The organism is Microcoleus sp. Pol11C3 (assembly GCF_036701485.1).
GTDB lineage: Bacteria > Cyanobacteriota > Cyanobacteriia > Cyanobacteriales > Microcoleaceae > Microcoleus.
The window spans coordinates 13,530-25,606 of record NZ_JAUBQW010000041.1; the positions used below are offsets into that span (position 1 = coordinate 13,530).

Annotated in this window: 8 protein-coding genes; 4 read left to right on the top strand and 4 right to left on the bottom strand. The window is 47.5% G+C overall.

Going from position 1 to position 12,077, the window contains the following annotated elements:
• Window positions 1–173: 173 nt before the first annotated feature.
• Together QUA40_RS12020 and purL are read right to left on the bottom strand one after the other, a co-directional pair.
• A complete protein-coding gene (locus QUA40_RS12020) occupies window positions 174–1,916 on the bottom strand; it encodes a bifunctional serine/threonine-protein kinase/formylglycine-generating enzyme family protein (RefSeq protein ID WP_333125656.1) in 1,743 nt (580 codons plus the stop codon).
• Between the two features lie 242 nt (window positions 1,917–2,158).
• On the bottom strand, window positions 2,159–4,720 hold the full coding sequence (gene purL / locus QUA40_RS12025; protein WP_333125659.1) for a phosphoribosylformylglycinamidine synthase subunit PurL: 2,562 nt from the start codon (window positions 4,718–4,720) through the stop codon (window positions 2,159–2,161).
• A gap of 135 nt (window positions 4,721–4,855) precedes the next feature.
• Between purL and QUA40_RS12030 the strand changes: the two genes are divergently transcribed.
• The gene (locus QUA40_RS12030; RefSeq protein WP_333125661.1) at window positions 4,856–5,461 is read left to right on the top strand and encodes a pentapeptide repeat-containing protein; all 606 of its coding nucleotides are present in this window, start codon (window positions 4,856–4,858) and stop codon (window positions 5,459–5,461) included.
• A 9-nt stretch (window positions 5,462–5,470) separates the two neighbouring features.
• Here QUA40_RS12030 and QUA40_RS12035 read toward each other — a convergent pair whose 3' ends face one another.
• The gene (locus QUA40_RS12035) at window positions 5,471–6,097 is read right to left on the bottom strand and encodes a Uma2 family endonuclease (RefSeq protein WP_333125664.1); all 627 of its coding nucleotides are present in this window, start codon (window positions 6,095–6,097) and stop codon (window positions 5,471–5,473) included.
• Window positions 6,098–6,213: 116 nt separating this feature from the next.
• Here QUA40_RS12035 and QUA40_RS12040 point away from each other — a divergent pair, with 116 nt between their 5' ends.
• Window positions 6,214–7,968 carry a DUF3352 domain-containing protein gene (locus QUA40_RS12040; RefSeq protein ID WP_333125667.1) on the top strand — a complete coding sequence of 585 codons (1,755 nt, stop codon included), beginning with the start codon at window positions 6,214–6,216 and terminating at the stop codon, window positions 7,966–7,968.
• A gap of 128 nt (window positions 7,969–8,096) precedes the next feature.
• Here QUA40_RS12040 and mrdA read toward each other — a convergent pair whose 3' ends face one another.
• Window positions 8,097–9,923 (bottom strand): penicillin-binding protein 2, encoded by a 1,827-nt coding sequence (gene mrdA / locus QUA40_RS12045; RefSeq protein ID WP_333125670.1) that lies wholly within the window; start codon window positions 9,921–9,923, stop codon window positions 8,097–8,099.
• A 550-nt stretch (window positions 9,924–10,473) separates the two neighbouring features.
• Here mrdA and QUA40_RS12050 point away from each other — a divergent pair.
• A complete protein-coding gene (locus QUA40_RS12050; protein ID WP_333125674.1) occupies window positions 10,474–10,953 on the top strand; it encodes a hypothetical protein in 480 nt (159 codons plus the stop codon).
• 252 nt (window positions 10,954–11,205) lie between these two features.
• Complete coding sequence (gene cysE, locus QUA40_RS12055) at window positions 11,206–12,012, top strand: serine O-acetyltransferase (protein WP_333125677.1); 807 nt, start codon at window positions 11,206–11,208, stop codon at window positions 12,010–12,012.
• Window positions 12,013–12,077: the final 65 nt, after the last annotated feature.

The following is a 12,077-nucleotide window of genomic DNA, read 5'->3' on the forward strand; positions in this document are numbered from 1 at the left end:
GCAGATAAGTTTTTCAGTTTAATTTGTAGGGTGCGTCGCTGCGAGATTGTCGATCGAACTGGCAGATTGTTTCGAGCGACGCACCTTACTAATTTGTGGTGCGTCGCTGTGAAATTGTCGATTTGATTTGTAGATTGTTCAATGCGACGCACCCTACCACTACTACGCGGAAACTAGGACGAGGAAGAAACCGAAGCTACCGCCACGCGAAAACCCCCGAACCTCCACCTGCCGCCCGCCGAATACTTGCCACGAACGGCACAGCGACACTTGACCGCAAGGTTGAACCAGGAACCGCCACGCTGCACCCGGTTATTATCCGTTCCAGTTTCCCAAGAACTTCCGTCAGTCGGTGCACCATTGTAGTTATCATGCCAGCGATCGCTGCACCATTCCCAAACAGTCCCGTGCATATCATACAAACCAAACGGATTCGGCCCAAAACTCTCCACATCCGTTGTTTGTTTGCGGTAAAGTCCCTTCGGCGCAGAACCGTAGGGATGATTGCCATCATAATTAACTAAATCCGGGGTAATTGTCTCGCCAAAATAGAAAGGCGTTGTAGTTCCGGCGCGACAAGCATATTCCCATTCGGCTTCCGAAGGTAAGCGATAAATCTTGCCGGTTTTTTGAGAAATTTTCTGGCAGAATTCCACAGCAGCATTCCAGGTAACTTGTTCTACAGGGAGTTGTTTGCTTTTCAAAAAACCTTTGATATGAGAAGGGTTATTCTCCATCACTACTTCCCACTGTTCTTGAGTGACTGGATATTTACCCATAAAAAAAGGAGAGATATTAACGGTACGCTGCGGCCCTTCACTGTCAGAGCGCCCTACTTCCGTATGGGGGGAACCCATCACGAAACGGCCGCCAGGAATTGCTACCATGTCTAAGATTGCACCGCTACCTAAATTTTCCCTGAAAAATTGTGCTTGACGCTGTTGGCGGTTAGTTATATTACCCCGCACATCAACTGTCACCACTTCAAAGTCTATTTTTTGTAAATTTATGCTATTTTTGGGCGTTGACTGATTTTGAAAATCTATTAAAACTTCCTCGGCTGATTGATAGCGCTGCTCGATATCTTTTGCCAACAACTTAGATAAAATCAATTCCAATCCCTTGTCTAGGGGACTTTTCAAATGTTGCTGCCAATTGGCTGTCCAACTATAACCTTGATCCACCCACAAATCAAAAGGATATAGCCCTGTCAGTAGATGAAAAGCAGTCGCCCCCAAGCTAAACAAATCGCTGGCTGGATAAGCTTCACCCCCTTTCATTTGTTCAAGCGGTGCATAACCATCCGAACCAATTCGCGTTCCCAGTCTCGACATCACTGTTCCCGACAACTGTTTGGAAACTCCGAAATCAATCAGCATTAACAAACCGTCGCTGCGACGGCGCATAATATTCTCAGGCTTGATATCTCGATGAATGATTTTTTGTTCGTGAATAAACTTGAGAACAGGTAAAAGTTCGAGTAATAGTTGCTTAACTTGGCTTTCTTGCCAAATTCCCTGATTTTGGAAAAGCGCCAACAAATTATCCCCATCCACAAACTGCTGTACGAGATACAAATAGTTGTCTTGTTCAAAATAGGCATCTAGTGATGGAATTTGGGGATGTTGTCCTAGCTGTTGCAGTTGTCGGGCTTCTTGCTGAAATAATTCTACCGCTTTGTTAATCGCCCAAGTTCCCTGGACATTTGGCGCTAATTGTTTAACCACACAGCGTTGATTTAGTCTATCAATATCTTCTGCTAAATAGGTTCTGCCAAAGCCACCTTGACCGAGGAATTTGATCATGCGGAAACGATTTCGCAGGATGGGTACGAGTTCAAAGCCACAACTGATGCAATATGTTTGTCCGTCCTGGTTTTCAGGTTTTTGACAGTCGGGATTGATACAGCAAATCATTTATTTTATGAATGATATTGTTCATATTATATAGAGGAATGGGGTGATTGACACGGCGATTGATTGGGGGATTGACACGGAAATTGAAACGGCGATTGAAATCGCTTCTACACAAACAAAGTCCGCCTTCGCGGACTGAATAAATTCAACCCGCAAAGGCGGGTTTCGCCTGTGTAGACGCGGTTTGTAACCGCCGGGTTTCTAACCGCCGGATTTCTAACCACCGCATTTATAAGCGACAATCAGACAGATGCAATCCGACCCTCGATCGCATTATAGAATCGATCGCCCATCTCAGCCATCGCCACCTCAATTAACACTTGATTATCAGGACTCACAACCCGCAACGGTGATTCAGCACAGCAAACTAAACCAATTTTCTGCCACATTTGGGTCAAATGTTCTTGCAGGTAAGACTCCCAAATTCCTTGATTTTTCGGTGCTACTGAAACTACAATGCAGTTGCCCATTTCACCAAACAAAATTTCATCCCAGCGGCCGACATTTGCCGAATTACAACTGAGATGAATTTCTGCACCCATTTTAGCAGAAATACAAGATTCCGCGAGGGCGATCGCAATTCCACCTTCCGCACAATCATGGGCAGAACATACCCAACCTTGCCGAATTCCATCGCGACAAACCGATTGCACTTTTCTTTCTAATTCAAAATCTATCCTTGGTGGTTTCCCAGCTACAATCCCGTGAATTGCCGCTAAATATTCCGAACCTCCGAGAGTAGGAGAAGTTTCAATTTTTGAGCTTTCAGATGAAACTTCTGAGTTTTGGGAGGATTCCCCCATTCCCAGTACATAAATTAAATCACCTTTCTTTAGCCAAGCTTGCCCGCAAATCTTCTTCAAATCGGGAATTAACCCCACCATTCCGATTACCGGAGTCGGATAAATTGGTTGAGGATTTCCCTCAGCATCAACCGTTTCATTGTAAAGAGAAACATTGCCGCCAGTTACAGGCGTTCCCAACTCCCGACAAGCCTCAGCAATTCCGCGACAAGCTGATGCTAACTGCCAATATCCGATCGGCTTTTCGGGACTACCAAAATTCAAATTATCAGTAACTGCGAGAGGTTCAGCACCCACACAGCTTAAGTTTCTCGCTGCTTCCGCTACGACTGCTTTTGCACCTTCATAAGGATCGAGATAAACATAACGAGAATTGCAATCAACCGTTGCAGCAACTCCAGGAATCATCCCCAGGGGCGCTTCCTTCTTGCTAAGGGGGGGAGAAACTTTTGGAGTTTCCCTACCTTGTGCCTTTGTAAATAGAGGAATTACTTCTTCTTCCTGTTTGCTTTCGGAAGCTAGAGAAACAGCATTTTCTCTCAGTAGATCCCCCTTAGCAAGGGGGTGTACTTCTAGCCCTTCAGCAAGGGAAGATTGGCAAGGTTCTAGCGGACGCAATCTGACAACCGCAGCATCAGCGCCTCCCGGTAAAACAACAGTATTGTTTTGCACTTGATGGTCGTATTGGCGATAAACCCAGCGTTTAGAAGCGATGGTGGGAGTATCTAAAAGCGTCAGCAAAATCTGATTCCAAGTTTGGAAATTGCCGTTAATTTCGATACCTGTAACTGTGGATTGTGGCAGCGAGTCCGCCGTCCATTCCCATGCTTTTTTAGCATATTCTGGCGGATCTGTCAACAATTCTCGGTGATAAATTGGCGTGTTATCTGCCAAAGCAGTGGCGGTAATTTCGGCAGCGATTTCGCCTTTAAAGAGAATTCGGACGATCGGCTTTTCGATAACTGTGCCGGCTACTACCGCGTGCAATCCCCAGCGGTGGAAAATATCGATTAATTCCTGTTCGCGTCCTTTTTGGGCAACAAACAACATCCGTTCTTGGGATTCCGAAAGCAGGTATTCGTAGGGAACCATACCGCTTTCTCTAACGGGAACTTTGTCTAAATCGAATTCAATGCCGACGCCGCCTTTGGCTGCCATTTCTGATGTCGAACAGGTGATTCCAGCCGCACCCATATCTTGGGCGGCGACGACTGCACCGGTTTTGAATGCTTCTAAACAAGCTTCAATTAAGGATTTTTCTAAAAATGGATCTCCTACTTGGACGGCGGGGCGATCGTCCATTGATTTGTCTGTCAATTCGGCACTGGCAAAACTTGCTCCTCCCATGCCATCTCGCCCGGTAGTTGAACCGACATAAAGCACGGGATTTCCGATGCCGGATGCCCCGGATTTTACGATTTCTTGAGTTTCCATTAAACCCAAGGCCATGACGTTAACTAATGGGTTGCCGGAATAAGCAGGATCGAAGTAAACTTCGCCGCCAACTGTGGGCACGCCGATGCAATTTCCATAATGGGAAATTCCCGATACTACGCCTTTGAACAATCTCTGAGTTTTAGCATCGTCTAAGTTGCCAAAACGCAGGGAATTTAAAAGTGCGATCGGGCGAGCCCCCATTGTGAAGATATCGCGGAGAATCCCGCCGACACCGGTTGCTGCACCTTGGAAAGGTTCGACTGCTGACGGGTGGTTGTGGGATTCAATTTTGAAGGCGAGTTGCAAGCCGTCTCCCAAGTCTACGACGCCAGCATTTTCTCCAGGTCCGACGAGAATTCGATCGCCCTCTGTGGGAAACTGTTTTAATAGTGGCCGCGAATTTTTGTAACAGCAGTGTTCGCTCCACATAACGCCGAACATTCCCAATTCAGCTTTATTGGGATGGCGACCGAGACGCTGAACGATTTCTTCATATTCTTCTGGTTTGAGTCTTTCAGCGGCAATTTGTTCGGGGGAAAATGGGGATTCGGAGATGGGAGACATGGAAACTCGTTATAAACCACAGGCTTTATTCTAAATGCCCTGTGGTTGGTTAATCTAAAATCTATAATCTAAAATCTATAATCCTAGGTCTTTGGGTTGCTAATCTAAAATCTAAAATCTAAAATCTAAAATCGAATGACTCAACCTCAAAATCTCAATTTTGCTAACCAAAACTTGCGGAACCGTTCTTTTAAAGGGCTTGACTTGTCAGGGGCGAATTTCAGCGGTTGCGACATTCGAGGCTGCAATTTCACGGGGGCGATTTTGAGGGGGGCAAATTTTCAGGGTGTCCGAACCGGACAAAGCCGCAGGCGGGTGAGAAATTTGATTGCTAGGGCTGGGGTAACGGCGGTGACAGTGACGGGGGCTGGGGCTTTGACTGGACTGATAGCCGGGGCGGATGCGGGGGCTGTGGCTGTGGCCGGAACGGCTGCTACGGCGATTGCTGCGACTCGGGGCGAGGTTGGGATTGTGGCGGGGGCTGTGGCTGGGGCTGCTGCTGCGATCGGGGCTAGCGGTATTGTGACATTTTTGGGCGGAGATACTATCAGGGGAATTGTCTTATTTTTGGTTTCTGGGGTAATTCTTGGGTTAACGGCGATCGGCTTTTTTATCGCTGTTGAACAAATAGAAAAATTGTCGATAACGTCGTTTAGAAAAGCTGATTTAACTGATGCTGTATTCGATCCGGGGGCGGTTCTAGATGCCGATTTTTCCGATGCACGAGGATTGCGGTGGTAGACTGCACAATTACTGATTTCTCACCCATTCCCGGAATTCTCGCACTGCTGCGGTTGCGCCTGTAGTTTGACAGCGATCGATAAATTCGTCAACTTTTGCAGTCGGTAGCATCGGGAAAGCCCCGGAAAAATTGCACTCGGCATATTCGCCATTTTGCAATTGATAAAACTTGATGCTTTGTCCGTCGTACCGCCAAATTTCTGGTACGCCTAAATCTGCATATAAATCGAATTGATTTAAGGAACTGCTGGTAATATCAATTTCCAGTGCTAAATCGGGCGGCGGATCTTGAGCAAAGTCTAATTCGGTTCTCCCTCTGACCAGTGCTTCATTCTGGATATAATAGCATGAATCTGGTTCTTTTCCCGCTGCTTTTTTGCGTTTTTTAATCGTCATCGAGCCAAAGGGGTTGTACTCCAGATTGAGTTCTTCTATGAGAGTTACAATTAAGCGATCGATCAGCCTGTTGCGATTTTCATGTTCCGGTAGTGGCACCATAATTTCTAATTGACCTTGATGATAAGCAATTCTGGTGGAACGTTTGTTGCCCAGTTCCCCTAGCAGGCTTTCATATAACTGCCAACTGATATTGGGGAGTAAAACTCGCTGTTCGGGGGGCGTTGATATTGTTAGCATTTTACTTGGGTTTTAGAGAAGAGAGAATATTTTAGTTTATCCTTTTTTTTGGCGAACCGCACAAAAAGTATCTGCCGACAGCTACGGTCATGCGCTACTCTAGTTAATAATAGACTGTGGTCATTAGTCCTTGTTGTATGAAGCTGCGATCGTTCTTTTCTTTCCTCATTGCTGGCGTCTTGGCACTCTTGGGCTTGAGTGCCGGTGGTTTTTATTGGCTGACAACTCACACTCCCCTGAATTTGCTTGCCGGCGGGCCGACAACTACTCCGGCTGCGGCTGTGTTTGTCTCGAAACAAACACCTTTGTTAGCTTCAATGCTGGTAAATCCCGATCGCCTCGAAGCATTGCGACAAGTTTTTGCCACTCCCGAAGAAAGAAGTCGATCGCACGCAGAATTTGAGCAAATCAAAAAAAGTTTCCTCGCCAATACAGGCTTGGATTACAGTCGAGATATCCAACCTTGGATAGGTGACGAAATTACCCTCGCCGTCACAACTTCCGATTTGGATGGCGACAGCAGCAACGACAAACAAACCGGGTTTTTACTGGCCGTTTCCTCCCAAAATGTCGATCGCAGCCAACAATTTCTCGACTCCTACTGGCGAAAACAATCTCTGGCAGAGAAAACAGTGCAGTCGGAACTCTATAAAGGCGTCCAACTAAATTACAAAAAATCACTTATAGCTAACAAAAAATCCGCTACAATTTCGCCTTTCAACCCATTTTCCCTGCCGAAGTCAACTTTGCCGCGTAGTTTCGCAACAGCGGCCATCGGCGGTAATTCAAATTCTGGAGAGCACCCCAGTTTTGTTTTATTTGCCAATAGCCCGAATGTGATTCGAGAGGCAATTAATAACGTTGAATCAGCCAACCTAAATCTCAATAATACCCCGGAATATCAAAAAGCTTTGCAGCAGCTAACTCAAGGCAGAATAGCTTTAGCATTTGTCAATCTCCCGCAGTCAGCAACCGAGCAAAATCCCCCTGTTTCTCTTAATTCCCTCGCAGTTGCTGTCGGAGTCAACCGACGGGGATTGCTGGCTCAAACTGCTTTAGTGACATCGCGAGAAAACACAGCTTCTCCAACACTCTCCGAACCTGTGCCAGCCTTGCAATACATTCCCTCCGCCAGTCCTTTCGCGGTCGCCAGCACTGATTTAAGGAATTTTTGGACTGATTTGTCATCGGCGGTGTCCACTAATGCAGAAGTCTCAAAATTAGTCGATCGCACCCTGGGAGATATTCAGCAAGTTTGGGGCGTTAACCTGCAGCAGGATATATTTAACTGGGTACAAGGAGAATACGCTTTAGCAGTGCTTCCGAATTCGTCCAATAGTGCTGACTGGATTTTTGCCACCGAAAAATCTGCTGATTCCCAAAAGGCGATCGACAAACTAGATGAAATTGCCCGCAGCAAAGAATACAGCATCGGCAGCTTCACTCTAAGAAACCAGAAAATTACCGCTTGGACGCAGTTGACAACGAGTCAAAATTTGGGTAAAAAAAATAATAGAAAAAGTGCGATCGAAACCGAGGCCAAAGGAGTCCGAGCCACCGTCGGCAAATACGAAATTTTCACCACTTCAGTAGAAGCAATGGACGCAGCACTAGAAGCAGCCGAAACAGGCTCTTTAGTTGCAAATCAAGATTTTCAAACCAGCATTGAACCGCTACCGCCATCTAACGACGGCTATTTTTATTTAGACTGGCCCTCCAGCAGGGCAATATGGGAAAAACAAATCCCGCTGTTGAGGTTAATTGAACTTTCGGCAAGACCATTGTTCGACCACTTGCGATCGCTCACTGTCACCAGTACGGGAGAGAGCACAGGAATTCGCAAAGCTACAATATTTATGCGGCTGAATTAGTCATAAGGAAGGAAGAAGGAAGTTCGGCAACGGATTCTGTAACGGATGTCAGGAAGAAGGAAGAAACTATGCCCAATTCCCAATTCCCAATTCCCCATGCCCAATTCCCAATTCCCAATTCCCCATAACTAAGGACTAATAACTACTGACTGCTTCACCTTTTTCGGTTGCCCAAAATAAGCTTGAAACACCTCTTTGGCGACCGGGGCCGCGGCAACAGCACCAAAACCGGCATTTTCCACAATCACGGCGATCGCAATTTCTGGCTTGTCAGCAGGCCCGAATGCTACATATAGCGAGTGATCCTCTTCTCCGATGACCTCCGAAGTCCCTGTTTTGCCCGCCGTCATCGGAATCGAACCGTCATTGAGTCCCTGCCCTGTACCCTCGGCAACCACCGCGATCAGTCCTTCCTTAATCACCTGAATTGTCGAAGGTTTGATCCCGATCTTTACCCGTTGAGTCTCCGGTGTGCCGGTCATAGAAGTCAAAAGATGGGGCTTCACCCGATAGCCGCCGTTAGCGATCGCACTCACCATCACCGCCTCCTCCAAAGGAGTCACCAACACCAACCCCTGACCGATCGACATCGTTACCGTATCACCCGCATACCAAGGTTCTTTATAGATTTTCTCCTTCTCCTCCGGCGTCGGGATTTGACCGTGATTGCCACCGCTTAGCCCCAAAAGATTCAAATCCGTATCCTTGCCAATTCCCAAGCGGTGTCCCCACTTAGAAATTTGCTCCGGCCCCGTACTCATCCCCACTTGATAAAAAAACGTATTGCTGCTGAAAGCCAAAGCCTCCCGAAAGCCGATGTCGCCGTAACCGCCGCTGTGTTCGTTAAAATCAATTCCCCCCACAGTAATGTAAGACGAAGTACCGAGAATTGAGTCCGGCGAAAACTTGCCCGACTCCAAGCCCGCGACGGAAGTCACAATTTTAAAAGTGCTGCCGGGGGGATAGCCTTGCATCGCCCGATTCAAAAATGAATTTTCCGGGTCTTGAAGAGTTGTCCAGTCATCCTTAGTAATTTTTCGCGTAAACAGATTGGGGTCAAAAGTCGGGTGGCTGGCCATAACTAATACCGCCCCGGTTTTCACGTCTAGGGCCACTACGGCCCCCCGGCGGTTCCCCAGGGCTTTTTCGGCTGCTTTTTGCATGGACAAGTCTATGGTTAGCTGCACCGCCTCACCCGGTTTAGGCGGTGTCTCTCCCATCAGCCGTAATTCTTGATTTTGGGCATTTACCTCGATTAGCCGATCACCCCAAACTCCCGCAATCTTCTTGTTAGAACTCGCTTCTATGCCCATCTGACCGACAATCATCCCCATCGGATATTCCGGGTGAGCTTCCAAGTCTGCTGCGGTAGCTTCGCCAATATATCCGAGAACGTGAGCCGCCAAACTGCCTTCGGGATAGTAGCGGTTCGCTTCTGGCCGCACTTCCACTCCCCGCATTTGTCCCACCTCTTCTGCTAGTGGCACAAACTCCTCTGGCGGCATCGCTTGCTTGATCCGCACCGGTCTGTAGGATAGAGGATCGACCTCTTTTATTTTTTGTAAAATTTCTTTAGTAGGGATTTTCACCAGCGGACTCAATTTTTCTGCTGTCGCTTTCCACTCTTCCGGCGTTTGTTCTTTCGGCCACAAATATACCGATCGAGCTAAATTGTTCGCCGCTAGCAGCTTGCCTTTGCGATCGACAATGTGTCCGCGATTCGCCGGCATTGGCACTAGGCGAACGCGATTATTTTCGGCTCGTTCCCGGTTTTGCTTCCCTTGTACCAGTTGCAATTCCACCAGCCGACTAGCGTGCAGGCTCAGCAAACCTGTTGCCACCAGCATTAACACGATCGCCCGGTGTATCGGACGCTCCTGTTTCTTAGGAGTTTCCGCCAGGGTTTTGGCAGAAGAGTGAAATGCTGAGATCGAATAAACTTGTCGTTGCATCATTCTATAGGTAGATGTCAAATCCTAGATTTTAGATTCCTGATTGTCAATTGTGAAGTATACATCATCAAACCGGGGACAATCGGGTCTTGCCTCTTGGGGGAAGTGGAATAATTGATCATTAACTTTTGACTAATCACTAATAACTCATGACTGCTAACTAATCCCCCAAGCACCAAGAAATAGCCAAAAAAATCAAGGTCAGGCTCAGCCAATTAGGGAGGTGGAGCCAGCCAGATAGGCCTATAGGTAACAATACCAGGGCCTGTGTCAATAGGGAACCGATCACCAACAGCAAGGCTAGGAGTATCAAATTTATCATCTTGACACCGTACAATTTCGGATATGAGTCGATCGCCTGTGGCAGAAATCCGAGTGGCACAAGCGAGCGCGATCTTACAGGGATTGTCCTGATAGACATAAGGAAGAGAAGCCAGGAGGTTTTGAACTAATTTAAAAAAAATTATTGTTCCTCCCGAGTTTGGATTCTAGGGGCTGCGATGGGTAAATTCAGAGTTGTGATGTTAAATAGTGACAGAGGAGTATTGCCATTTTGTTTAATCAGCCAGCCAATTTCAAAAAGGGTGCGCTCTTGGCTGCGATCGCCGCGATCGTCGCCCTACCAGTTTTAGCAGAAACAGCGAATTTCGGCACTTTAACTTTATCGCGAGGTTTTGCAGCCCCAACAGCAGTTTTGAGAGGTTCTACAGGCGGATCGTACTCTCTATCTGCCATAGCCAACGCCGATCGCCACAAAAACAAATGTTTGGGTTTTGCCACCCCAACTCCCGACCACATCATAGTCTTGCAGGAAAACTTTTCAAAACTCACAATCCAAGTCAACAGCGGAGGCAAGGATACAACCTTACTCGTACAAGGCCCCGGTAATGCGGTGCGCTGCGGAGACGATGCAGGTCCGAATAAAGATGCTGGCATACTTGATTCTGACTGGCAAGCAGGCTCTTACAGGATTTGGGTAGGTACTCTCGAACCCGGAGTCAAGTCTGACTATACAATCTCAGTACAGGAATAGTCAGTAGTCAGTAGTCAGTAGTCATTGGTTATTTGTTGTCAGTTCCAATTCTCTTCGGCCCCATGCCCCATGCCCCATGCCCCATGCCCCATGCCCCATGCCCCATGCCCCATGCCCACTCCCCCAATTTCCCCCCATCTGCCCATCTATTAATCTCCCACTACCCAATCTCCCGATCGACCGCTCACTTCCCCATCCAGTAAAATGTAAAATCGAAAGTGGCGTGTTTAACAAAAATAGGTAACTCCGAAAGTGCTAAAGACTCTTAGAGCTGACTTCAGTATAATTTTCGATCGCGACCCTGCCGCTCGCAACTGGCTGGAAGTTTTGTTTTGCTACCCCGGCCTTCAAGCCCTAGTGCTGCACCGCCTCGCACACTGGCTTTATGTGTTGGGGCTTCCCTTCATCCCCCGCTTGATTTCCCACATTGCTCGCTTTTTGACCGGAATTGAAATCCACCCAGGGGCAACCATCGGCAAAAGCGTATTCATCGACCACGGTATGGGGGTTGTGATCGGCGAAACAGCGATTATCGGCGATTTTGCCCTAATTTACCAAGGTGTCACCCTTGGCGGTACTGGCAAACAAAGCGGCAAGCGTCACCCTACCGTCGGCGAAAACGTAGTTGTCGGTGCCGGCGCCAAGGTACTCGGCAATCTGCAAATTGGCAACAACGTCCGCATCGGCGCCGGTTCCGTCGTGCTCCGGGACGTACCATCTGACTGTACGGTGGTAGGGATTCCCGGCCGCATCGTCTATCGATCGGGAGTACGCGTCAATCCTTTAGAACACGGCAGTTTGCCGGATTCGGAAGCTGTGGTAATTCGCTCTTTGCTCGATCGTATCGAATCCCTCGAACAGCAAGTAAAAAGTTTGCTTCATCAACCATCTGTCTCCTTAACTACCGATCCCAATTCCCACAATTTCCACTCAGTATCAGAAGCTTTAAACCAAGCCAGCAATGTAGCCTTAGCCGAAAAAACACAGCTAGTTACAACCCCTAGCTGCAAGTTAAAAGATAAAGCCATTCAAGAATTTTTCAACGGCAGCGGCATCTAAAATTTGAATTGGGCATAGGGAATTGGGCATAAGGCATTGGTGAAGGTTAACTGTTAACTGATGAC